Consider the following 21,931-nt stretch of genomic DNA (forward strand, 5'->3'; position numbering starts at 1 on the left):
AGTTCGAGGGTGCCTGCCGCCGCAGCAACGAGTGTAACGTCGGTGATAACGGGAAAGGTTAGCTCAGGATTAACAACCGATCAGTCGAACGGCGCTGATGGCCGGCCACTGTGTTGGGCGGGGCAGGAGAGGGCAGCGCTTGCCCCCTCCCGGTAAAGATCAGACGGCTTAATGCAGGCCCTGAATATACTGGGCCAGCGCCTCGATGTCTTTGTTACTGAGTTTTGCGGCGATTGAGCGCATGACCATGCTGTCGCCATCGTTGACCCGCTCTTCTTCGCGAAAGGCGGTCAGTTGTTTCTTGATGTAGTCGGCATGCTGACCGCTCAGGCGAGGGTATCCGGCCGGGGCGTTGCCGGCGCCGTCAGGAGAATGACAACCGATGCAGGCCGGCATGCCGTCTTCGAGTTTGCCGCCACGGAACAAGGCTTCACCGCGAGCGACCAACGCCGGGTTGGCGGCACCGACACTGCCTTTCTGGCTGGCGTACCAGGCGGCAAGATCGGCCAGGTCCTGATCATTGAGGGGCACCAGCAGGCCGGTCATTTCCGGCACCGTGCGCTTGCCGCCCTTGATCTCCTGCAATTGCTTGAGCAGGTAGCGCTCGCCTTGGCCGGCGAGTTTGGGAAAGTTGCCTATCGGGCTGTTGCCATCCGGGCCATGGCAGGCGCCACACACCAGCGCTTTGCCTTGTCCGGCGGCAGCGTTGCCGGCCAGGTCGGCGGCCTGCGCCCCTGCGCAGACCCCCAGGGTCAGTAGCAGACTCACGAGCAATGTGTTCATCAGGTCATCCAGATCGGGCTATAGGTGAAACGTCAGGCAGCGACCGGCTCGCCCCTCCAGCGGATGAAGGTTGGCGACCCCGACAACTGCGGTGCTTGCACATTTCCACGCGACGGCAACGATTTGAATGGCCACTGAAACAACCGTTACGTCCGGTTATTCAGCAAAAACCTTTCAGGTTGAAAGCGGACTGCGTTCTAATGCGCATCGGATCCTGCAAACAGCCGGCGACGGTTAGTACGCCGACCAGATCCTTTTCTCGCTTTAAGAGGGCGTCTACAAAATGGCTGCACTCGGCAATACTGCGTTGAAATCGACCTCAAAATGCTTATGTACTTATGTACACTGCGCTTTTTCGCCCGATTTCGCTTTGTCTTGCCTTCATTCGCCTATTTTATAAACGCCCTCCAAGTGCTCATTCACCTGAGCCAGGCGAAATCCACACAAAGTTTGCGGCATTATATACTCCATGCCGCACGACTGGAAACGACACCTCTTGCCGCACCCCTTGCAGCAGGGCTTTTACCGGAAATCACATGCAACTCAAGAACCCCATCCTCGGCCTCTGCCAACAGGCCAAGTTCATGCTCAGCGCCGCCAAGGTCGATCAGTGCCCTGATGATGCGGGCTTCGAAGTCGCGTTCGCCGGCCGCTCCAACGCAGGCAAGTCCAGCGCCCTGAATACCCTGACCCACGCCAACCTGGCGCGTACCTCCAAGACGCCGGGGCGCACCCAGTTGCTGAACTTCTTCCGCCTGGACGATGACCGGCGGCTGGTCGACCTGCCCGGTTACGGTTACGCCAAGGTGCCGATCCCGCTCAAGCAGCACTGGCAGCGCCACCTGGAAGCCTACCTGGGCAGCCGCGAGAGCCTCAAGGGCGTGATACTGCTGATGGACGTGCGCCATCCAATGACCGACTTCGACATCATGATGCTCGACTGGACGGTGGCCAGCGGCATGCCGATGCATATCCTGCTGACCAAAGCCGACAAGCTGACCCACGGCGCGGCAAAAGGCACCTTGCTCAAGGTTCAGGCACAGATTCGCAAGAGTTGGGGCAATGACGTAACCATCCAGCTGTTCTCGGCGCCCAAACGCCAGGGCCTGGAAGAAGCCTACCGCGTGCTGGCCGGCTGGATGGAACTGGCCGACAAAGAGCCCGCCGCGCAGGCCTGAAACGCTGCGCCAGTCGGCGCGGCCGTTTTACAGGCAAAAAAAACCCCGGACTTCATATGGGGAGGGGGAAGTTCGGGGTTCAAGGTCCGGACCCCTCAGGGTGGGTTCCGGATATCTGCCAACACTTAACACAACATAGGAGCATGACTGGCCTTGCGAGCCAATCGTGAACTCTGACCCGGTGTTGGCCGATTAAGTTCCTGGCGTGAACAAATGTTCATGTTGGCGGCGGTGAACGCCGTTCGCGGCTAAAGCCGCTCCTACAGGCATCCGAGGGCACCGTAGGAGCTGCTTTAGCCGCGAAAGGCACGAATCAGTGCGCCTCGTCCCAGTTGTTGCCCACGCCGACATCCACTACCAGCGGCACATCCAGCGTTGCGGCGGTGCCCATGTGATCGCCAATCTCGGCGCGGATCTGCTCGACCAGATCCTCACGCACTTCGAGCACCAGTTCGTCGTGGACCTGCAGGATGACCCGGGCATCCAGCCCTGATTGATCCAGCCAGTTGCTCACCGCCACCATGGCTTTCTTGATGATGTCGGCAGCAGTGCCCTGCATCGGCGCGTTGATGGCCGTGCGTTCGGCGCCAGCGCGCTGTTGCTGGTTGCTGGAAAGAATTTCCGGCAGGTACAGGCGACGACCGAACAGGGTCTCGACATAGCCTTTCTCGGCGGCCTGCTCGCGGGTACGCTCCATGTAGTCACGCACGCCGGGGTAGCGGGCAAAATAGCGGTCGATATAGGCCTTGGCCTGCTTACCATCGACGCCGATCTGGCGTGCCAGCCCTTGGGCGCCCATGCCGTAGATCAGGCCGAAGTTGATCGCCTTGGCGCTGCGGCGCTGGTCGTTGCTGACCTCGGCCAGCTCGACACCAAATACCTCGGCAGCGGTTGCCCGGTGCACGTCCAGGCCATTTTGAAAGGCATGCAGCAGGCCTTCATCCTTGGCCAGGTGGGCCATGATGCGCAGCTCGATCTGCGAATAGTCCGCCGCCAGCAGTTTGTAGCCCTTTGAGGCCACGAACGCCTGGCGAATACGGCGGCCTTCAGCGGTGCGCACCGGGATGTTCTGCAGGTTCGGCTCGCTGGACGAAAAGCGCCCGGTGGCGGCGCCGGCCTGGTTGTAGGAGGTGTGCACGCGCCCGGTACGCGGGTTGATCTGGCCAGGCAAGGTGTCGGTGTAGGTGCTTTTGAGCTTGCTGATCGTGCGGTAGTCCTGCAGCAGCTTTGGCAGTTCATGACCTTCTTCGGCCAGCTTCTCCAAGACCTCGACTGCCGTCGATGGCTTACCGGTCGGGGTTTTGCCGCGCACGGGCAGTTCCAGCTTTTCGTAGAGGATCTTGCCCAGTTGGCCAGGCGAGCCCAGATTGAACGACTCGCCGGCCAGCACGTACGCCTGCTGCTCCAGCTCAGCCATCTTGTCGCCCAACTCGATGCTCTGGACGCCCAGCAGCGCCGCATCAACCCTCGCACCGTTGCGCTCCACCTGGGCCAGCACCGGCACCAGCGGCATCTCGATATCGCTCAGGACGCTGACCAGCCCCGCCTCGGCCTTGAGCTTTTCAATCAGCACCTGATGCAGGCGCAGGGTAATGTCAGCATCCTCGGCCGCATAAGGCCCGGCCTGTTCCAGCGGGATCTGATCAAAGGTCAGCTGCTTCTTGCCCTTGCCGGCGATGTCTTCAAAACGGATGGTCTGCACGCCCAGGTGCCGGGCAGCCAGGCTGTCCATGTCATGCGAGGTCACCGAGTTGAGCACGTAGGATTCAAGCAGGGTGTCAAACGCCACGCCGCGTACGGTAATGCCGTTGGCCGGGTCACCGCCGATGGCGCAGTTGGCGAGGATGTTGATGTCGTACTTGGCGTTTTGCCCGACCTTGGCCTTGTTCGGGTCTTCGAGCAGTGGCTTGAGCGCCAGCAGCACCGTGTCGCGGTCCAGTTGCTCGGGCACGCCCATATACGAGTGGGTCAGCGGAATATAGGCCGCTTCACCGGCCTTGACCGCGAAAGACAAGCCGACCAGTTGCGCCTTCTGCGCGTCCAGCCCGGTGGTTTCGGTGTCGAAGGCAATCAGTTCGGCACTGTTGAGCTTTTCCAGCCAGGCATCGAAACGAGCCTGCTCCAGAATGGTTTCATAGGCCGCCGGGGCGGCGGGAGCGGCGGGCGGCGGCGCAACGGCGGGTTGCGCCGCTTGCTGGCCGGCACGCCGTGCACCGCGCTCGACCTCGCCGATCCAGCTCTTGAACTCCAGCTCGGTGTACAGCTCGATCAGCTTTTCGTGGTCCGGCTCACCGATGACCAGCTCATCGAGGCTGACGTCCAGCGGCACATCGCACTTGATGGTCGCCAGCTCGTAAGACAGCAAGGCCATGGCCTTGTGCTCTGCAAGCTTGGCGCCCAGGGTCTTGGCGCCGCGAATCGGCAACGCAGCCACGGCATCGAGGTTGGCGTACAGCTCGGCCAAACCGCCACCGATACCGACCAGCAGGCCGGTGGCGGTCTTTTCGCCGACCCCCGGCACACCGGGGATGTTATCGACCTTGTCGCCCATCAGCGCCAGGTAGTCGATGATGTGTTCAGGACCGACGCCGAATTTCTCTTTTACGCCAGCGACATCCAGCACGCTACCGGTCATGGTATTGACCAGCGTAACGTGCCCATCGACCAATTGAGCCATGTCTTTGTCGCCGGTAGAGATGATCACCGGCCGCTGCGCCGCCGCACTGCTGCGCGCCAGGGTGCCGATCACGTCGTCGGCCTCGACCCCTTCCACGCACAGCAGCGGGTAGCTCAACGCCTTGACGCAGGCATGCAACAGGTCGATCTGCACCCTCAGGTCATCAGGCATGCTCGGCCGGTTGGCCTTGTATTCGGCGAACAGTTCATCGCGGAAAGTACCGCCCTTGGCGTCGAAAACCACGGCAAACGGGCTATCGGGATATTGTTTGCGCAGGCTTTTGAGCATGTTCAGCACACCCTTGACCGCACCGGTGGGCAGACCCTTGGAGGTCGTCAGCGGCGGCAGGGCGTGGAAGGCGCGGTACAGATAGGACGAACCGTCCACCAGGACGAGGGGTGCTTGGCTCATGAGCAGATTCAACCTTTTCGGCGGGGTCGGCGCTAAAATGCGTGGACCATGGACAACAAAGGGGCAAGGTTATCATGCGCAAGATAAATCGCTTGGTGTTGACCGGCCTGTTACTGGTCAGCCCGCTGCTGGCGGTGGCCGCCGAGGACGCACCGTCGGCCGACCCTGAAGTCACGATCCGCACCGAAGGCGACAAGACCATTCAGGAATACCGCCAGAATGGCTTTCTCTATGCGATCAAGATCACGCCCAAGAACGGCAAGCCGTATTTCCTGGTGCGCGCGGATGGCACCAGCCCCAATTTCATTCGTTCCGACCAACCCGACATGTTGATTCCGCAGTGGGAAATCTTCAGCTGGTAAACTCCCCGTCCACTATCACTATTTGAGCTGGCAGTCCCTGATATGTCCGTCTTTACCCCCCTGGCCCGGCCCGAGCTGGAAACCTTTCTCTGCGCCTACGGGCTCGGCCGCCTGCTTGACTATCAGGGCATTGCTGCCGGTAGCGAGAACACCAACTACTTCATCAGCCTGGAGCAGGGCGAGTTCGTCCTGACCCTGGTCGAGCGCGGTCCGGTGCAGGAGATGCCGTTTTTCATCGAACTGCTCGACGTACTGCACGCCGCCAACCTGCCGGTGCCCTATGCCATGCGCACCACCGACGGCCAGGCGCTGCGTGAGCTCAAAGGCAAGCCGGCGCTGCTGCAACCGCGCCTGGCCGGCAAGCACATCAAGCAACCCAATACCCAGCATTGCGTGGCAATCGGCCAATTGCAGGCACGCGTGCACCTGGCAACCCGCGACAAGGTGCTGGAGCGCAAGACCGACCGGGGCCTGAGCTGGATGCTGGATGAAGGGCGCAACTTCCTCTCGCACCTGAGTGCCGAACAGGCCGCGTTGCTGGACAAGACCCTGCAAGAGATCGACCAGCACTTCCAGGCCATTCTCGACCTGCCGCGCGCCAACCTGCACGCTGACCTGTTCCGTGACAACGCAATGTTCGAAGGCACCCACCTGACGGGGGTGATCGACTTCTACAACGCGTGTTCCGGGCCGATGCTGTATGACCTGGCGATTGCGTTGAACGACTGGTGCTCTGAGGAAGACGGCGCTCTTGACCCGCTGCGGGCCAAGGCTTTTTTGGGTGCCTACGCCGCGCTGCGCCCGTTCACCGCTGCCGAGGCCACGTTATGGCCGGTGATGCTGCGCATTGCCTGTGTGCGCTTCTGGCTGTCGCGGTTGATCGCTGCCGAGGCGTTTGCTGGCCAGGACGTGCTGATTCATGATCCGGCGGAGTTTGAAAAGCGTCTGGCGCAGCGTCAGGAAGTAAATCTGCCGTTGCCGTTTGCGCTGTAAAAGATCACTCGGTGCCGCGCGAACGCAGAACCTCGTAGGAGCCGCTTTAGCGGCGAAGCATCGCCAGGAAGCATTCGCGGCTGAAGCCGCTCCTACGCGTACCCACACACGCCCACCAGCCCGGTCAGAGACTTTCCAGGCAGCCGGCCAGATCGTTGGCGATTTTTTCCAGCAGCTGTTCGTAGCCATTGGCGGTGGCCGGGGTGTAGCCGCCCAAGGCGTCGAGTTCGGCCAGCTTGACCGGCAGGCCGGCGCTCAGGGTTTCGGCCAGTTTCGGCCGCAGTGGCGGCTCGCTGAAAACGCAGGTCTTGCCCGACTCCTTCAAGCGCTCACGCATCGCGGCAACGTGTCTGGCGCCGGGCTGTACTTCACTGGCGACACTGAATACGCCGGTGTGTTTGAGGCCGTAGGCCTGTTCGAAGTAGTCGTAGGCCTCGTGGAACACGAACCAGGGCTTGTTGCCAATCGTGCTGACCCGCGTCTTGATTCGTGCATCAAGGGCGTCCAGACGCTTGCTGAACGCCTGAGCGTTGCTGGCATAACGCGCCGCGTTGGCCGGGTCGGCAGTGCTGAGGTCGGCGGCCATTTTCGCTGCGATCACCCGGGCGTTGACCGTCGACAGCCACAGGTGCGAGTCGAGGCTGCCGGGGCGGTGGTCGTGGTCATGTTCTTCGTAGCCGGGGTCTGCATCATGGTCGCCATGATCGTGTGCAGCATGATCATGGCCGTCATGCGCATCGTGGTCATGATCGTCATGCGAGGCCTGATCTTCACCGAAGTGGCGCAGGCTCATGCCCGCCAGCCCCTGCACGGCAACGGCTGGACGGCTGCGGTTTTGCAGCACGCGGGGCAGAAAGCCTTCCATATCGGGACCGATCCAGTAGAGCAGGTCGACATCGGCGACCCGCCGTACGTCGGATGGGCGCAAGGCATAGTGGTGCGGTGAAGCACCGGGCGGCAGCAGCACTTCAGGGCTGCCAACGCCATCCTGGACCGCGGCGGCAATCAATTGCAGCGGTTTGATGCTGGTCAGGACCTTGATTTCAGCCGCGGCCGGAGCCGCCTGGGCAGGGATGGCAGCGGTCAAACCGGCAGCCAGAACGACGAAAAGCGTAAAAAGTCGACGCACGAGAAACACTCATATCGGGCAGGAACGGGTAACATAATAACGTCTCCAGCCAATATCGTCGCCGCCCATGCCTATTACACCTCTGGCCAGCCGCCCTCACGATCACTCTCACTGCGTGCATTCAGCCCTCAGCGAAGCCGATGCCCTGTGTGCCAGCAAAGGCTTGCGCCTTACCGCCTTGCGCCGCCGCGTGCTTGAACTGGTCTGGCAAAGCCATAAGCCGCTGGGTGCCTACGACATCCTCGGCGTACTCAGCGAAGCCGACGGCCGCCGTGCCGCACCGCCCACCGTGTATCGCGCGCTGGATTTTCTGCTGGAAAACGGCCTGGTGCACCGCATCGCCTCGCTCAACGCCTTCACCGGCTGCAATCATCCGGCGCATGCCCACCAGGGCCAGTTTCTGATCTGCCGCAAGTGCCACGCAGCCATCGAACTGCAACACCAGACCATCAGCGATGCGGTGATCAACGCGGCCAATGAAGTCGGCTTTGCCGCCGAAGGCCAGACCATCGAAATCGTCGGCGTGTGCGCCGGCTGCAAGGCGGCCTGATGAGCACCCCGCTGATCAGCCTGGAACAGGTGGCGGTCACCCTGTCCGGGCAGAACGTTCTGGACAATATCGGCCTGAGCGTCAGCGCCGGTGAGATCGTCACCCTGATCGGCCCCAACGGCGCCGGCAAGACCACGCTGGTGCGTGCCGTGCTCGGCCTGTTGAACCCGACCTCCGGGCGGGTCTGGCGCAAGCCGAAACTGCGCGTCGGCTACATGCCGCAAAAGCTCCATGTCGACCAGACCCTGCCACTGTCGGTGCTGCGCTTTCTGCGCCTGGTGCCGGGGGTCGACCGGGCCAAGGCCATGGCCGCGCTGGAAGAGGTCGGCGCCGGCAAGGTCATCGACAGCCCGTTGCAGGGCATTTCCGGTGGCGAGATGCAGCGTGTGCTGCTGGCCCGGGCGCTGCTGCGCGAGCCCGAGCTGCTGGTGCTCGACGAACCGGTACAGGGCGTCGATGTCGCGGGCCAGGCCGAGCTGTACAGCCTGATTACCCGGCTGCGCGACCGCCACGGTTGCGGCGTGCTGATGGTCTCTCATGATCTGCATCTGGTGATGAGCACCACCGATCAGGTGGTGTGCCTGAACCGCCATGTGTGTTGCTCAGGGCACCCCGAGCAGGTCAGCACCGACCCGGCCTTTGTCGAGCTGTTCGGCCAGAATGCGCCGAGCCTGGCGATCTATCACCACCACCATGATCACGCCCACGACCTGCATGGCGAAGTGGTGAACGACGCCGAACCCCAACCCCTGCGCTTCAAACCTCATGTTCACGGAGACGGCTGCAAGCATGGCTGATTTTCTGTTGTATGCCCTGCTCGCCGGTATTGCTCTGGCTCTGGTAGCAGGCCCGCTAGGCTCATTCGTGGTCTGGCGGCGCATGGCCTATTTCGGCGACACGCTGTCCCACGCTGCATTGCTGGGTGTGGCTCTGGGGTTTCTGCTGGACATCAGCCCGACCGTGGCGGTCACCGTCGGCTGCCTGTTGCTGGCGATCCTGCTGGTGACCCTGCAACAGCGCCAGCCGCTGGCCTCCGACACCCTGCTGGGCATTCTGGCGCCCAGTACCCTGTCGCTGGGCCTGGTGGTACTGAGCTTCATGCACGAAGTACGGATCGACCTGATGGCCTATCTGTTCGGTGACCTGTTGGCGATCAGCCCCACCGACCTGGCCTGGATTCTCGGCGGCAGCGCATTGGTCATGGTGTTGATCCTGGCGCTGTGGCGGCCACTGCTGGCAGTGACCGTACACGAGGAACTGGCGCGGGTCGAAGGCCTGCCGGTCACCACTCTGCGCATGACCATGATGCTGTTGATTGCCGTGGTGATTGCCGTGGCAATGAAAATCGTCGGTGTGCTGCTGATTACTTCGCTGCTGATCATCCCGGCGGCTGCGGCACAGCGTCACGCCCGCTCGCCAGAGCAGATGGCGCTGGGCGCCAGCGTGCTGGGCGTGGTGGCGGTGGGTGGTGGGCTGTCGCTGTCATGGCTCAAGGATACCCCGGCCGGCCCCTCGATCGTGGTCTGTGCCTGCGCGCTGTTTCTGCTCAGCTTTGTTCTCCCCAAGCGGGCGGTGTAGACTTGCTCGTTTTTTGCGCAAATAGAGAACCGCAGAAATGAAGCTGCCCGCCTCCCGCTATCTGCTGCTTGCCGCATTCGCCCTGTTGCTGGGGGCCTGCCAGAGCGCGCCGCCACCTCAACCTGCCGAGCCCGAAGCCCGGCCGGACGGCTTTGCGCTGCTTGAGCAGAGCATCAAAGGCAACGAACTGGCGACCGCCGAAGACCAGTTGGCCACGCTGCAGGGCGCTGACGCTGCCGACCCGCGCCTGGACCCGCTGCAACGCCAGTTGGCCGAGGCCTACCTGAGCCGCAGCCAGATCAGCCTGCAAAAAGGTGACGTCAATGGTGCTGCCACGGCACTGAGCCGTGCCCGCGCATTGATGCCCAAGGCCCCCGCGTTGACCAGCGGCGTCAACGGCGCCATTGCCGAAGCGCGCAAGGCCGAACTGGACCAGGCTGAAGCTGAGCTGAAGGCCGCCGAAGCCAGGCGTATCGCCAAGCTCATCGACCCGAGCGTGCCGCATACCCGTATCCAGCTCGAAACCACCGATATCGCGCAAATGCGCCGGCAACTCGATGCCATTGCCGCCGATGTAGTGAGCTTCAACTGTGACGTGTTGATTCAGGTGCCGCGGACCGACGACTACCCATGGCTGGCCGATCTGGTCAGCAAGCGGGTCAACAAGCTCAACCCGAGCTTTGAACTGGACCTGCGTCGCCAGATCGAACGCAAGCAACCGGCCCAGATTATCCTCAGCCCCGCCGGGCTCTGAGCCCAACGGGTCCCGTCGAACACTCCATACCCGCAGGACCATTGCCGATCAGTCAAGACCGACTTAGTCCTGCGGGAGGAGCCGGTCGGCTCCTCCCACGAATACCGAGCCAGAGCCACTTATCGCTTAACTGATCGGCATTAGCTCTACAGACAGGTCTCAATCAAGCCGGTACCGCCTTGGCTTTCGGCTCACGCGCCCAGACCCGGTGCTGGGCAATCGCGTCAAAGAACGCCTCGGTGGACGAGCTGTCCGACACTTCCAGCAACCCGGCATCTTCATCCAGCCGCAACTGGCTCAGCAGCGTCTTGGCCTCGCCAGCGACGGCAATGGCCTTGAGGTGCTTGTAGGCTTCGAGAATGAAGTGCAGGGCAACGCCGTCCGTGCTCAATGCCTTGACCGAGTCCGCACCGCCCGGCACGAACACCGCATCGAACGCCACTGACGGCAGACCTTCAGCCGAAGCGTCGACTTGCAGGGTCTTGCCATCGGCGGTAGTCACCGGCGCAGAGGTCGGCCCCAGCACCTTGGTATGCGCGCCGCGGGCGCTCAGCGCAGCCTTGAGCTTTTCGACATCCTTGCCATTGACGCCATCGGCCACCAGCACCGCAACCTTGCGCGAAGCGATATCACCTGACAGCAGGTTGACCTGGCTCAGCGCCGGGGACTCTTTGATGGCCTGCTGGTACTCCTGTGCAGTACGAGTCTTGGGGGCAGGCAAACCGAGGTTTTTCGCTACCCGAGCAGCCAGGGTCAGGTCGATATTGGCGAGAATTTCATTGAGCACCCGCTCCCGGATAAACACCCGCTCGACCTTGCCCAACTCAAAGCTGTAGGCCGCAATGATGTGTTCTTTCTCGTGCTCGCTCATGCTGTTGAAAAACAGCGTGGCCTGGGAGAAGTGGTCGCTGAACGACTCGCTGCGCTCACGCACCTTGTGCGCCTCGATGCGTTCCTGATAGCTCTCGAACCCGCCATTCTCTGGACCGGCCGGGGTCTCGCGTGGCCACTCACCGTCAATCGAGTTGGGCTGATAGGAGGCGCGGCCCTTGTCGAGGGTGGTGCGATGCTGGGCATCACGCTGGTTGTTGTGGTTCGGCGCAACCGGGCGGTTGATCGGGATCTCGTGGAAGTTCGGCCCGCCCAGGCGGCTGATCTGGGTATCGGTGTAGGAGAACAACCGGCCCTGCAGCAGCGGGTCATTGGAAAAGTCGATGCCCGGCACGATATGCCCAGGGCAGAAGGCGACCTGCTCGGTCTCGGCAAAGAAATTGTCCGGGTTACGGTCCAGCACCATCTTGCCCAGCGGCGTGACCGGCACCAACTCTTCGGGAATGATCTTGGTCGGGTCGAGCAGGTCGAAGTCGAAGTTGTGCTCGTCGTCTTCAGCCACGATCTGCACGCCCAACTCCCACTCCGGGTAGTCGCCCGCTTCAATCGACTCCCAGAGGTCACGGCGGTGGAAGTCGGTGTCTTTACCGGCCAGCTTCTGCGCTTCGTCCCAGACCAGCGAGCACACGCCGTACTTGGGCTTCCAGTGAAATTTGACGAAGCTGGCCTTGCCTTCGGTGTTGATCAGGCGAAAGGTGTGCACGCCAAAGCCCTGGATGGTGCGCAGGCTTTTCGGGATGGCCCGGTCGGACATCGCCCAGATCACCGCATGGCTGGTCTCCGGCACCAGAGAAACAAAGTCCCAGAACGTGTCATGGGCCGAGCCGCCGGTAGGAATCTCGTTATGCGGCTCGGGTTTGACCGCATGCACGAAGTCCGGAAACTTGATCGCATCCTGAATGAAAAACACCGGCACGTTGTTGCCGACCAGATCGAAGTTGCCTTCATCGGTATAGAACTTCACGGCAAAGCCGCGTACATCGCGCACCGTATCACCGGAACCGCGTGGCCCCTGTACGGTAGAGAAGCGTACGAACACCGGGGTCTTCTTGCCGGGGTCGCGCAGAAAACCGGCCTTCGACAGCGTGGCGTGGTCATCGTAACTCTGGAAGTAACCGTGAGCGGCGGTGCCACGGGCGTGGACAATGCGCTCCGGGATACGCTCATGGTCAAAATGCGTGATCTTCTCGCGCATGATGAAATCTTCGAGCAGCGTCGGCCCGCGCTTGCCGGCCTTGAGGCTGTTCTGGTTGTCAGCGATCTTCACCCCCTGGTTGGTACGCAGCGCCTGGCCGGTGGCATCCGAGCGAAAGGCCTCCAGCGCATCGAGTTTGGCATTGCTGTTGCCGCGGTCCAGGGTATCGGTGCCGGCCAGCTCGCTTTTAGCGGCCGGGGTGGCAGGCACGTCTGTCTTCTTGGCCATCAGGTACTACTCCTCGTCAGTTCCGGCCCTGCCGGGCCTGTTGAATGAACATCACGGTATTGAAGGAGTGACCGAGGCTATAAAGCGACGTTCAGAGAATTTCACCGGCAATATCCCCGCCGGTCGCGTTATAGCCATTGCGCAGCCTGGCCGACAAATAAATGCTAAGCAGCTCGGCATAGACAGGCTAAAATGCGCGCCCGGCTTATCCAGCCCGGCTCGCCAGGCCAGTGTGCGCCCTGCCACTGCGCTGACTTTCAACGCGCTCCCACAAGGTTCGCCATAAAGGTTCGCCCCAAAAGGTTCGGTTAGTGATCGAGTTTCTTGACGTCCAGAAAACCTACCGCGTCGCCGGCAAGGACATCCCCGCCCTGCACCCCACCAGCCTGCGCATCGAAGCAGGCCAGGTCTACGGCCTGATCGGCCATTCCGGTGCAGGCAAAAGCACCTTGCTGCGCCTGATCAATCGCCTGGAAAATCCCACCGGCGGCCGTATTCTGGTCGACGGTGAAGACGTGACTGCACTGGACACCCACGATCTGCGGCGCTTTCGCCAGCAGGTCGGGATGATCTTCCAGCACTTCAACCTGCTGTCGTCCAAGACCGTGGCCGACAACGTCGGCATGCCGCTGAGCCTGGCCGGCACTATGTCCCGCGAGCAGATCGACCAGCGCGTTGCCGAGCTGCTGGAGCGGGTCGGCCTGAGCGCCCATGCGCAGAAATACCCGTCGCAGTTATCCGGTGGCCAGAAGCAGCGCGTCGGTATCGCCCGCGCCCTGGCAACCCGGCCCAAAATCCTGCTGTGTGACGAAGCCACCAGTGCCCTCGACCCACAGACCACCGCTCAGGTTCTGCAACTGCTGGCCGAGATCAATCGCGAGCTGAAACTGACCATCGTGCTGATCACCCACGAGATGGATGTGATCCGCCGGGTCTGTGACCAGGTCGCGGTGATGGACGCCGGGGTGATTGTCGAGCAGGGCAGGGTCGCCGACGTGTTCCTGCACCCGCAGCATCCGACCACCCGGCGCTTCGTCCAGGAAGACGAGCAACTCGACGAGAACGAGCAGCGCGAAGACTTCGCCCATGTCCAGGGCCGCATCGTGCGCCTGACGTTTCAGGGTGAAGCCACCTACGCGCCACTGCTGGGCACCGTCGCCCGCGAAACCGGGGTCGACTACAGCATCCTGGCCGGGCGTATCGACCGCATCAAGGATATCCCTTACGGCCAGTTGACCCTGGCCATCACCGGCGGCGACGTGGACGCCGCCTTCGCCCGCTTCAGCGCCGCTGATGTCCATATGGAGGTCCTGCGCTGATGGACGCTTTCCTTGAACTGTTTTCCAACGTCGACTGGTACGAGATCTGGGTCGCCAGCGGCGATACCCTGATCATGCTCGGCGTGTCCCTGGCCTTTACTGTGCTGTTCGGCCTGCCGCTGGGCGTGCTGATGTTTCTCACCTCGCCGCGCCAGTTGCTGGAGAACAAGCCGCTGTACGCCACGGTCGGGCTGATCGTGAACATGCTGCGCGCCTTGCCGTTCATCATCCTGCTGATCGTGATGATGCCGCTGACCCAGATCATCACCGGCACCTCGCTGGGGATCCTCGGCACCCTGCCGCCGCTGATCGCCGGGGCCACACCGTTCTTTGCCCGGCTGGTGGAAACCGCGCTGCGCGAGGTCGACAAAGGCATCATCGAAGCCACCCAGGCGATGGGCGCCACCACCCGCCAGATCATCCTCAACGCGCTGCTGCCCGAGGCCCGTCCCGGCATCATCGCGGCGATCACCGTCACCGCCATTGCCTTGGTGTCGTTCACCGCCATGGCCGGTGCAGTGGGCGCCGGCGGCCTCGGCGACCTGGCGATCCGCTATGGTTACCAGCGCTTCCAGAATGATGTGATGTTTGTCACGGTGGTCTTGCTGCTGGTGCTGGTGCAGATCCTGCAAACCGTCGGCGACAGGCTGGTCGCGTTTTTTTCACACCGTTAATTGCATCCGTTGGCTGTGGCCCGCCGGACGCGGGCCGTTAAAAGGAGTTGTTGCATGAAAAAACTAGTCGTCGCATTCGCCGCCATGACCGCACTGTCGGCCCAGGCTGCCGAAACCCTGAGCATCGCCGCCACGGCCGTTCCGCAAGCCGAGTTGCTGGAGTTCGTCAAACCGACGCTGGCCAAAGAAGGCGTGGACCTGAAGATCAAGGTGTTCACCGACTATATCCAGCCGAACGTGCAAGTCGCCGAGAAGCGTCTGGACGCCAACTTCTTCCAGCACCAGCCGTATCTGGATGAGTTCAACAAGGGCAAGGGCACCAACCTGGTCAGCGTAGCCAAGATCCACGTTGAGCCGTTCGGTGCCTACTCCGAGAAGTTCAAGAAGCTTGAAGACCTGCCCAACGGCGCCACGGTAGCCCTGCCGAACGATGCCACCAACGAAGGTCGTGCCTTCCTGCTGCTGGCCAAGGCCGGTCTGATCACCCTGAAAGACCCGAGCAGCATCCTGGCGACTCCGAAAGACGTGGCCACTAACCCGAAAAATCTGAAGTTCCGTGAGCTGGAAGCGGCGACCCTGCCTCGCGTGCTGACCCAGGTCGATCTGGCGCTGATCAACACCAACTACGCGCTGGGCGCCAAACTGGACCCGACCAAGGATGCGCTGGTGATCGAAGGCGCTGAATCGCCTTACGCCAACCTGCTGGTGGCACGTCCGGACAACAAGGACTCCCAGGCACTGCAGAAGCTGGCCGCTGCCCTGACCAGCCCTGAAGTGAAGGCATTCATTGCCGAGAAGTACAAAGGCGCTGTGGTTCCAGCGTTCTGATAAATGCCTCATACCCCCTGTAGGAGCGACCTTGGTCGCGAAAGCAATTGAACGGCCAGCACCAATGCTGCGCCTGGAAAATAGCCTTCGCGAGCAAGCTCGCTCCTACGGTTTGAGCAGCACCGGCAGTTGCTCACTCAGCTTCTTGACGTTCAGCGGGGCACGGATGAAGCCGCGCTGGCGGCCATCCGGGCCGAGCAGGGCGAGGTTGCCGCTGTGGTCGACGGTGTAGCCCGGTTTACTGGTGTCAGCCGGGATGAACGGAATACTCATGGCGCTGGACAGGGTCTTGAGGTCCGCCACCGAGGCGCGCAGGCCGATAAAGCTCTTGTCGAAATACTCCAGGTACTGCCTGAGTTGCTCAGGGGTATCACGCTCGGGGTCGACACTGACCAACACTACGCGCAGGCGGCCAGCCTGCTCTTCGGTCAAGCCGGCCTTGATCTGGCGCAGTTGCGCCAGCGTGGCGGGGCAGATATCCGGGCAATAGGTGTAGCCAAAAAACACCAGGGTCCACTTGTCTTTAAGCTGGTCGATCGACACCGGCTCGCCGTGCTGGTCAGTCATTTTCAGCGCCGGCACCGGGCGGCTTTGCGGCAACATGATGATCCCGGCGTCAACCAGTGCCGCCTGATCGGCACCCCCATGACCGGACAGCACGCGCTGTACGATCAGGCCGAGAATCACGGCCACGATGGCAACAGAGATGAAGACGGTTTTCTGGGTTCGGGTCATGGTCGATGGTCCATTGATTGCACTGTCCGGCCTGCCCGAAGCATGCACAGCAGGACGAAAACGCCAAGCCTAGACCCATGCGCCGCTCAGGCACAACCTTCATCAGTCACCAGCGGCCTGCCACAGACGGTAGTTGACCAGCGTCAGCCACAGCATCAGTAATGCGCCGCCGGCGCTGTGGGCCAGGGCCAGCCACACCGGAAATTGCAGCAGCACATTGCCCATACCGAGTCCCAGTTGCGCCAGCAACAGCAGCAGCAACACCGCCCCCAGCCCGCTCAACCCCGCCCGCACAAGCCGCCAGGCCAGGCCCAGCACTACCAGGCCAAGCAACAGCGCGCCCAATCGATGAGCGAGATGAATCGCAGTACGAGCCTCACCGTCCAGCATACCGCCCAGATAGTTCGGCCCCACTGGCAGGCTGAGGTCAAAGCCTGCGGCAAAGTCGTTTGGCGGCCACCATTGGCCCTGACAGGTCGGCAGGTCGGGGCAGACGTGGGCGGCATAATGAGTGCTGACCCAGCCGCCAAGACCTATCTGCAGCACCGCCAGCATCAGCGCCAACAGTGCCAGGCCGCGCAGTAAAACGCTGCTCCGGATAACCGGCGCACCGACGCCGCTCAACCGCAGGGTCAGCACCAACAGCAGGCCCAGAATCGCCACGGCACCGAGCAAATGCAGGGTCACCACTGGCGGCCACAGCCTGAGGGTGACGGTCCACATACCCAGCAACGCCTGGGCAATCACCAGCCCCAGCAATAGCAGCGGCAAACGCAAGCCTTGCCCACGCGCCCACGCCTGCAGCATCAGCAGGCCGATGCTCAGGCCGAGCAGGGCGGCGCCGTAGCGATGGATCATTTCGTACCAGCCTTTATCGGCCTCCAGTACGGCCTGAGGGAAACGGCTTTGCGCCAGTGCCTGTTGCAGCGCCCCGGACGGCACCGTGGCAAATCCATAACAACCCGGCCAGTCCGGGCAGCCAAGCCCGGCATGAGTCAAGCGGGTCCAGGCGCCCAGCAACAACACCAGCAGGGCCAGTAACGTCGCAAACAGCGCCAGGTGAAATCCGCGGTCAGCCATGACAGCCTCCAGTCAGCCGATATTCGACAGTTTCAGCAGGTGCCGCAGGTCGCGCAGAACATCCTGGCCACGCACCCCGGCGTCGTAGCGCAGCACCAGATTGCCGTGGGGGTCGACAATCCAGAGGCGAGGCCGCCCGTCAGACGGAGCCAGCGCGCGATACCGCTGTAGGTTCAAGGGCAAAAGACGTAGCTGCGGGTAATCCTCAAACCCCTCTGCGGGTCCGGCGCCCATGGCCAGCGCATGGCTGGCGCGTCCGGCATCGCGGCCCAGCCCGGTATGGATCTGCCGGGCCAGGTAAACCAGTTGCCGACAATCCTCTGCACATGCGCCAGGAGTGGTGACCAGCAGTTGCCAGCGCGTCTCAGAGGCCTGCACGCCCAGATCGGCACGCAACTGGCCAGTGCCGAGCAATTGCCCGTGGTAGGTACGACTGTCCGGCAGCCAGAACTGCCAACGATACATGCCAGCGGCAAGCAGCATCGGCAGCAGGAAGCCAGCCAGCAGCAACAGCAACTGCCAGCGTCCCGACTGACGGGCGTTCATGATCGCCTCCGGGCGGCAACCGTGCAGCACAGGTACAGGTACAAACCGACCAGCGCAGCGGCCAGGCTGAACCACTGCACGGCATAGCCGCGGTGGCTGGCCGGCGCCTGATTGACCACAGGCCAGTCGGCCCGATACGCCGCCATGCCCGGCAGCAGGCGCAGCTCATGGGGGTAGCCGGCGCGGCCCAGTTCATTCCATAGCCGCTGCCCGTCGACCTGCGTCACCAGCCGTGGCCAGTCTGCGTTCAGCGCATCGGCCTGCAATTGAAAGCCCCGCCCCAGCGGCACATAGACCCAGGCCTGCAGACTCAGTGGCATTGGCGGGGTGCTGTAGGCCGGTGCGATGCGTCGATCCGGCCAGGGCAGCCAGCCACGATTGAGCAATACCCACAGGCCACTGCCCTCGTCCAGAAATGGCTGAAGCAACTCCACGCCGGCCCGGCCATCGCGACTGCTGTTGTCCAGCAACAGGCTATGCCCGGCATCGAACCGACCGTGCAGCGCTACCCGGCGCCAGGCGGGGTCGGTTGCCTGCATCACCGCCTGCAACGGCGCGGGTGGCATGCCTTGGTGGCGTTGGTGAGCCGCCAGCAAGCCAGTCTTTTGCTCGGCACGCTGCAGTTGCCAAAGCCCCAGGCCAATCAGCAACGGCAGCAGCAGCATCAACGCCAGGGTCGGCAGTGGCTGCGCAACGAAGCGCCTCATCCGCTACCCCCATGGAGCCGCGGACCGGCTCCTATACTCCATTGCATGTGATTGCTCCTGGAGTGGCGATGCTCAAAGTTGCGATTGTCATGTCACTGGCCGCGATGCTGGTCAGCCTGTTCTGCGGCCTGGTGTTTCTGACCCGCGACCAACAACCCTCGACCCGCTTGCTCAGCGCCCTGACCCTGCGGGTAATACTCGCGGTACTGAGCGTGGCGCTGATCACCTGGGGCTTTTATAGCGGCCAGATCGGCACCGGCTAACGACTGACCGTGGAGGAACAGCAGGCGGCGCTCGGCGTTGGCCGCCAAGGCTTCGCAGCTAAAGCTGCTCCTACAGGACGTAGACGAAGACAAACAGACCGATCCACACCACATCCACAAAATGCCAGTACCAACTGGCCGCCTCGAAGCCGAACTGGCGCTGGCTGTCGAAGTGCCCGCGCACAATGCGCAGCAGCATCACCAGCAGAATCAGGGTGCCAATGGTCACGTGGGCACCATGAAAGCCGGTAAGCAGAAAGAACGTCGCGCCGTAGATACCCGAGCCCAGGGTCAGGCCCAGCTCATGGTAGGCATGCAGGTACTCCAGCGCCTGGAACAACAAAAAAGCGCCGCCCAGCATCAGGGTTGCCGCCAGCCAGAGCTTCAGAGGCCGCCGGGCATCGCGTTTAAGGGCGTGATGCGCCAGGGTCAGGGTCACGCTGGAGCTGACCAGCAGCACGGTATTGAGCAGCGGCAATTGCCACGGGTTAATGACCCCCGCAGGCGCCGGGTAGCGTTTCGGGTCGGGGGTGTCGAGCATCGGCCACTGGTAATGGAAATTGGGCCAGAGCATGTTGGAAATGCCATTGGCCCCTTCGCCCCCCAGCCATGGGCCGGACCAGTAGCGGATATAAAACAGCATGCCGAAGAAGGCGGCGAAGAACATCACCTCGGAAAAGATGAACCAGCCCATACCCCAGCGAAACGACCGGTCCAGCTGAGCGCTATACAGGCCGGCGCGGCTTTCGCGCACGACCGCGCCGAACCAGCCGTACATCATCCAGCCGATCAGCAGGGCGCCGACCAGCAAGATCCACGGCCCAGGGCTGTCGGGCTGGCCGGCCTTGTGGTCGTTGATCCAGCTACCCAGGCCGTACATGCTGATCAGCAGCGCCAGCGTGGCAATGATCGGCCACTTGCTCTGGGGCGGGACGTAGTAATGCTGTGGGTCGCTCATCAGTGTCTCCCGTTCAGCCGCCATCCTTGCCGACATGCGCCACCGGCGGCTGGCGGGCGGTGATGTCGAACAGCGTGTAGGCCAGGGTCAACTGCTGCACCTCGCCGGGCAGGTCACGGTCGATGATGAAGCGCACCGGCATTTCGATGCGCTCACCCGGCTGCAACACCTGCTGGGTAAAACAAAAGCACTCGGTCTTGTGAAACCAGGCCGCCGCCCGCCCCGGTGCCACGCTGGGCACTGCCTGGGCGGTCATGGGCCTGCTGTCGGGGTTGCTGGCGACGAAGATCATTTCGTTGACCGCGCCCGGATGAACGCGCAACTCACTGGCTTTGGGATAAAACGCCCAGTTCATCCCCGCCGCATTGCTGGAAACGAACAGCACCCGTACCAGACGCTGGTCATCGACCACTTGCTCGCCACGATACGGGCCGCCGGTCTTGCCATTGAGGCCGAAGGCCTGGCACATCAATTCGTAAAACGGCACCAGGGCAAAACCAAAGCCGAACATGACCACCACCAGCACCAGCAGGCGGCGCACCAGACGACGCGAAGAGCGGACAGTGTTCACTTGATCACCGGCGGGCTGCTGAAGGTGTGATAGGGCGCCGGGGACGGCACGCTCCATTCCAGGCCTTCTGCACCATCCCAGGGTTTGGCCGGGGCAGGGGTGCCGCCACGGATGGTCTTGATGACGATGAACAGAAACAGCAACTGGGTCACCCCGAAGGTAAAGGCCCCTATCGAAGAGATCATGTTGAAGTTGGCAAATTGCAGGTTGTAGTCCGGCACCCGGCGCGGCATACCGGCCAGGCCGACGAAATGCATGGGGAAGAACGCCAGGTTCATGCCCACGAAGGACATCCAGAAATGCAGCTTGCCCAGGGTTTCGTCGTACATATGCCCGGTCCACTTGGGCAGCCAGTAATAAGCCGAGGCAAAAATGCCAAAAATCGCCCCCGGCACCAGCACGTAATGAAAGTGCGCGACCACGAAATAGGTGTCCTGATACTGAAAATCCGCCGGGGCGATGGCCAGCATCAGGCCTGAAAAGCCGCCGATGGTGAACAAAATCACAAAGGCCACGGCAAACAGCATGGGCGTCTCGAAAGTCAGTGAGCCCTGCCACATGGTGCTGACCCAATTGAACACCTTCACCCCGGTTGGCACGGCTATCAGCATGGTGGCGTACATGAAGAACAATTCCCCCATCAGCGGCATCCCCACCACAAACATGTGATGCGCCCAGACCAGAAACGACAGCAGCGCGATTGAGGCTGTGGCGTAGACCATGGAGGTATAGCCGAACAACGGCTTGCGCGAAAACGCCGGGATGATCGAGCTGATCGCGCCGAAGGCCGGCAGGATCATGATGTACACCTCCGGATGACCGAAAAACCAGAACACATGCTGGAACAGCACCGGGTCGCCACCGCCAGCGGCATTGAAGAAGCTGGTGCCGAAGTGGATGTCCAGCAGCATCATGGTCACGCAACCGGCCAGCACCGGCATGACGGCAATCAGCAAAAAGGCCGTGATCAGCCAGGTCCAGACGAACAGCGGCATCTTCATCAGGGTCATGCCCGGCGCGCGCAGGTTGAGGATGGTGGCGATGACGTTGATCGCGCCCATGATCGAACTGATGCCCATCAGGTGGATGGCAAAAATGAAGAACGTCACGCTCGGCGGCGCGTAGGTGGTCGACAGCGGCGCGTAGAAGGTCCAGCCGAAATTGGGACCGCCACCGGGGCTGAACAGGGTCGAGACCAACAGCAGAAACGCAGCCGGCAACAGCCAGAAGCTGAAGTTGTTGAGCCGTGGCAAGGCCATGTCCGGCGCGCCGATCATCAGCGGGATCATCCAGTTGGCCAGCCCGACAAAAGCCGGCATCACTGCGCCAAAGACCATCACCAGACCGTGCATGGTGGTCATCTGGTTGAAAAACTCCGGCTGGACGATCTGCAGGCCCGGCTGGAACAGCTCGGCGCGGATGACCATGGCAAAGGTGCCACCAAGCAGGAACATGCTGAAACTGAACCACAGGTACAGGGTGCCGATGTCCTTGTGGTTGGTGGTCAGCAGCCAGCGCATC

The 21,931-nt window shown here is 62.2% G+C and carries 22 protein-coding genes; 11 read left to right on the forward strand and 11 right to left on the reverse strand.

Going from position 1 to position 21,931, the window contains the following annotated elements; all coding sequences use genetic code 11:
* Positions 1–168: 168 nt before the first annotated feature.
* On the reverse strand, positions 169–783 hold the full coding sequence (locus NRB16_RS08575; protein WP_045485141.1) for a cytochrome c: 615 nt from the start codon (positions 781–783) through the stop codon (positions 169–171).
* 536 nt (positions 784–1,319) lie between these two features.
* Between NRB16_RS08575 and yihA the strand changes: the two genes are divergently transcribed.
* On the forward strand, positions 1,320–1,961 hold the full coding sequence (yihA, locus tag NRB16_RS08580) for a ribosome biogenesis GTP-binding protein YihA/YsxC (protein ID WP_045485143.1): 642 nt from the start codon (positions 1,320–1,322) through the stop codon (positions 1,959–1,961).
* Between the two features lie 313 nt (positions 1,962–2,274).
* On the opposite strand, the gene polA is transcribed toward yihA, so the two are convergent.
* Positions 2,275–5,049 (reverse strand): DNA polymerase I, encoded by a 2,775-nt coding sequence (polA, locus tag NRB16_RS08585; RefSeq protein WP_257105971.1) that lies wholly within the window; start codon positions 5,047–5,049, stop codon positions 2,275–2,277.
* Positions 5,050–5,123: 74 nt separating this feature from the next.
* On the opposite strand from polA, the gene NRB16_RS08590 reads away from it, so the two are divergent.
* The gene (locus tag NRB16_RS08590) at positions 5,124–5,411 is read left to right on the forward strand and encodes a DUF2782 domain-containing protein (RefSeq protein WP_045485148.1); all 288 of its coding nucleotides are present in this window, start codon (positions 5,124–5,126) and stop codon (positions 5,409–5,411) included.
* A 42-nt stretch (positions 5,412–5,453) separates the two neighbouring features.
* Positions 5,454–6,404, forward strand: a complete 951-nt coding sequence (locus NRB16_RS08595; RefSeq protein WP_045485150.1) for a homoserine kinase — start codon at positions 5,454–5,456, stop codon at positions 6,402–6,404.
* A 124-nt stretch (positions 6,405–6,528) separates the two neighbouring features.
* On the opposite strand, the gene znuA is transcribed toward NRB16_RS08595, so the two are convergent.
* Positions 6,529–7,533, reverse strand: coding sequence for a zinc ABC transporter substrate-binding protein ZnuA (znuA, locus tag NRB16_RS08600; protein WP_373568443.1), 1,005 nt, complete (start codon positions 7,531–7,533; stop codon positions 6,529–6,531).
* Positions 7,534–7,600: 67 nt separating this feature from the next.
* Between znuA and NRB16_RS08605 the strand changes: the two genes are divergently transcribed.
* Genes NRB16_RS08605 through NRB16_RS08620 form a run of 4 tightly spaced genes read left to right on the forward strand, consistent with a single transcriptional unit; the run spans position 7,601 to position 10,415 of the window.
* Positions 7,601–8,083 (forward strand): Fur family transcriptional regulator, encoded by a 483-nt coding sequence (locus NRB16_RS08605; RefSeq protein ID WP_045485153.1) that lies wholly within the window; start codon positions 7,601–7,603, stop codon positions 8,081–8,083.
* Positions 8,083–8,880, forward strand: a complete 798-nt coding sequence (gene znuC, locus NRB16_RS08610) for a zinc ABC transporter ATP-binding protein ZnuC (RefSeq protein ID WP_045485155.1) — start codon at positions 8,083–8,085, stop codon at positions 8,878–8,880. The genes NRB16_RS08605 and znuC overlap by 1 nt, the downstream gene beginning before the upstream one ends.
* A complete protein-coding gene (znuB, locus tag NRB16_RS08615) occupies positions 8,873–9,661 on the forward strand; it encodes a zinc ABC transporter permease subunit ZnuB (RefSeq protein WP_045485158.1) in 789 nt (262 codons plus the stop codon). Before znuC ends, znuB begins: the two co-directional genes overlap by 8 nt.
* A gap of 37 nt (positions 9,662–9,698) precedes the next feature.
* Positions 9,699–10,415: a PA5502 family lipoprotein gene (locus NRB16_RS08620; RefSeq protein ID WP_253113868.1), complete on the forward strand. Its 717-nt coding sequence runs from the start codon at positions 9,699–9,701 to the stop codon at positions 10,413–10,415.
* Positions 10,416–10,578: 163 nt separating this feature from the next.
* Here the strand turns inward: NRB16_RS08620 and katE are convergent, their stop codons facing one another.
* On the reverse strand, positions 10,579–12,729 hold the full coding sequence (gene katE / locus NRB16_RS08625; protein WP_045485164.1) for a catalase HPII: 2,151 nt from the start codon (positions 12,727–12,729) through the stop codon (positions 10,579–10,581).
* Positions 12,730–13,040: 311 nt separating this feature from the next.
* Between katE and NRB16_RS08630 the strand changes: the two genes are divergently transcribed.
* From NRB16_RS08630 to NRB16_RS08640, 3 genes are read left to right on the forward strand one after another with little or no spacing between them, the layout of a single operon-like run.
* Complete coding sequence (locus NRB16_RS08630; RefSeq protein WP_045485167.1) at positions 13,041–14,048, forward strand: methionine ABC transporter ATP-binding protein; 1,008 nt, start codon at positions 13,041–13,043, stop codon at positions 14,046–14,048.
* The gene (locus NRB16_RS08635) at positions 14,048–14,722 is read left to right on the forward strand and encodes a methionine ABC transporter permease (RefSeq protein ID WP_045485170.1); all 675 of its coding nucleotides are present in this window, start codon (positions 14,048–14,050) and stop codon (positions 14,720–14,722) included. The genes NRB16_RS08630 and NRB16_RS08635 overlap by 1 nt, the downstream gene beginning before the upstream one ends.
* Before the next feature lie 54 nt (positions 14,723–14,776).
* On the forward strand, positions 14,777–15,550 hold the full coding sequence (locus NRB16_RS08640) for a MetQ/NlpA family ABC transporter substrate-binding protein (RefSeq protein ID WP_045485173.1): 774 nt from the start codon (positions 14,777–14,779) through the stop codon (positions 15,548–15,550).
* A gap of 105 nt (positions 15,551–15,655) precedes the next feature.
* Here NRB16_RS08640 and NRB16_RS08645 read toward each other — a convergent pair whose 3' ends face one another.
* From NRB16_RS08645 to NRB16_RS08660, 4 genes are all read right to left on the reverse strand, one after another.
* Positions 15,656–16,285, reverse strand: a complete 630-nt coding sequence (locus NRB16_RS08645; protein WP_045485176.1) for an SCO family protein — start codon at positions 16,283–16,285, stop codon at positions 15,656–15,658.
* 102 nt (positions 16,286–16,387) lie between these two features.
* Positions 16,388–17,365, reverse strand: coding sequence for a heme A synthase (locus NRB16_RS08650; RefSeq protein ID WP_257105972.1), 978 nt, complete (start codon positions 17,363–17,365; stop codon positions 16,388–16,390).
* Between the two features lie 12 nt (positions 17,366–17,377).
* Positions 17,378–17,911 (reverse strand): hypothetical protein, encoded by a 534-nt coding sequence (locus NRB16_RS08655; RefSeq protein WP_257105973.1) that lies wholly within the window; start codon positions 17,909–17,911, stop codon positions 17,378–17,380.
* Positions 17,908–18,618, reverse strand: a complete 711-nt coding sequence (locus NRB16_RS08660) for an SURF1 family protein (RefSeq protein ID WP_045485181.1) — start codon at positions 18,616–18,618, stop codon at positions 17,908–17,910. The genes NRB16_RS08655 and NRB16_RS08660 overlap by 4 nt, the downstream gene beginning before the upstream one ends.
* Before the next feature lie 68 nt (positions 18,619–18,686).
* Between NRB16_RS08660 and NRB16_RS08665 the strand changes: the two genes are divergently transcribed.
* Entirely contained in the window at positions 18,687–18,881 is a 195-nt protein-coding gene (locus NRB16_RS08665) for a twin transmembrane helix small protein (RefSeq protein WP_257105974.1), read from the forward strand.
* A 70-nt stretch (positions 18,882–18,951) separates the two neighbouring features.
* Here NRB16_RS08665 and NRB16_RS08670 read toward each other — a convergent pair whose 3' ends face one another.
* The 3 genes from NRB16_RS08670 to ctaD are packed head-to-tail and all read right to left on the reverse strand — an operon-like array spanning position 18,952 to position 21,930.
* Complete coding sequence (locus tag NRB16_RS08670) at positions 18,952–19,839, reverse strand: cytochrome c oxidase subunit 3 (protein ID WP_257105975.1); 888 nt, start codon at positions 19,837–19,839, stop codon at positions 18,952–18,954.
* A 13-nt stretch (positions 19,840–19,852) separates the two neighbouring features.
* Positions 19,853–20,410, reverse strand: coding sequence for a cytochrome c oxidase assembly protein (locus NRB16_RS08675; protein WP_173426681.1), 558 nt, complete (start codon positions 20,408–20,410; stop codon positions 19,853–19,855).
* The gene (gene ctaD, locus NRB16_RS08680; RefSeq protein ID WP_257106020.1) at positions 20,407–21,930 is read right to left on the reverse strand and encodes a cytochrome c oxidase subunit I; all 1,524 of its coding nucleotides are present in this window, start codon (positions 21,928–21,930) and stop codon (positions 20,407–20,409) included. Before ctaD ends, NRB16_RS08675 begins: the two co-directional genes overlap by 4 nt.
* Position 21,931 lies beyond the last annotated feature (1 nt).

Origin of the sequence: Pseudomonas sp. LJDD11, assembly GCF_024584215.1 — a bacterium.
In the GTDB taxonomy this organism is placed as follows: domain Bacteria; phylum Pseudomonadota; class Gammaproteobacteria; order Pseudomonadales; family Pseudomonadaceae; genus Aquipseudomonas.

Excerpts from the sequence above, each read along its gene's own strand:
- NRB16_RS08575 (WP_045485141.1), bottom strand. The coding sequence starts at position 783 with ATGAACACATTGCTCGTGAGTCTGCTACTGACCCTGGGGGTCTGCGCA.
- yihA (WP_045485143.1), top strand. The coding sequence starts at position 1,320 with ATGCAACTCAAGAACCCCATCCTCGGCCTCTGCCAACAGGCCAAGTTC.
- polA (WP_257105971.1), bottom strand. The coding sequence starts at position 5,049 with ATGAGCCAAGCACCCCTCGTCCTGGTGGACGGTTCGTCCTATCTGTAC.
- NRB16_RS08590 (WP_045485148.1), top strand. The coding sequence starts at position 5,124 with ATGCGCAAGATAAATCGCTTGGTGTTGACCGGCCTGTTACTGGTCAGC.
- NRB16_RS08595 (WP_045485150.1), top strand. The coding sequence starts at position 5,454 with ATGTCCGTCTTTACCCCCCTGGCCCGGCCCGAGCTGGAAACCTTTCTC.
- NRB16_RS08605 (WP_045485153.1), top strand. The coding sequence starts at position 7,601 with ATGCCTATTACACCTCTGGCCAGCCGCCCTCACGATCACTCTCACTGC.
- znuC (WP_045485155.1), top strand. The coding sequence starts at position 8,083 with ATGAGCACCCCGCTGATCAGCCTGGAACAGGTGGCGGTCACCCTGTCC.
- znuB (WP_045485158.1), top strand. The coding sequence starts at position 8,873 with ATGGCTGATTTTCTGTTGTATGCCCTGCTCGCCGGTATTGCTCTGGCT.
- NRB16_RS08620 (WP_253113868.1), top strand. The coding sequence starts at position 9,699 with ATGAAGCTGCCCGCCTCCCGCTATCTGCTGCTTGCCGCATTCGCCCTG.
- katE (WP_045485164.1), bottom strand. The coding sequence starts at position 12,729 with ATGGCCAAGAAGACAGACGTGCCTGCCACCCCGGCCGCTAAAAGCGAG.
- NRB16_RS08635 (WP_045485170.1), top strand. The coding sequence starts at position 14,048 with ATGGACGCTTTCCTTGAACTGTTTTCCAACGTCGACTGGTACGAGATC.
- NRB16_RS08640 (WP_045485173.1), top strand. The coding sequence starts at position 14,777 with ATGAAAAAACTAGTCGTCGCATTCGCCGCCATGACCGCACTGTCGGCC.
- NRB16_RS08645 (WP_045485176.1), bottom strand. The coding sequence starts at position 16,285 with ATGACCCGAACCCAGAAAACCGTCTTCATCTCTGTTGCCATCGTGGCC.
- NRB16_RS08650 (WP_257105972.1), bottom strand. The coding sequence starts at position 17,365 with ATGGCTGACCGCGGATTTCACCTGGCGCTGTTTGCGACGTTACTGGCC.
- NRB16_RS08655 (WP_257105973.1), bottom strand. The coding sequence starts at position 17,911 with ATGAACGCCCGTCAGTCGGGACGCTGGCAGTTGCTGTTGCTGCTGGCT.
- NRB16_RS08660 (WP_045485181.1), bottom strand. The coding sequence starts at position 18,618 with ATGAGGCGCTTCGTTGCGCAGCCACTGCCGACCCTGGCGTTGATGCTG.
- NRB16_RS08665 (WP_257105974.1), top strand. The coding sequence starts at position 18,687 with ATGCTCAAAGTTGCGATTGTCATGTCACTGGCCGCGATGCTGGTCAGC.
- NRB16_RS08670 (WP_257105975.1), bottom strand. The coding sequence starts at position 19,839 with ATGAGCGACCCACAGCATTACTACGTCCCGCCCCAGAGCAAGTGGCCG.
- ctaD (WP_257106020.1), bottom strand. The coding sequence starts at position 21,930 with ATGCGCTGGCTGCTGACCACCAACCACAAGGACATCGGCACCCTGTAC.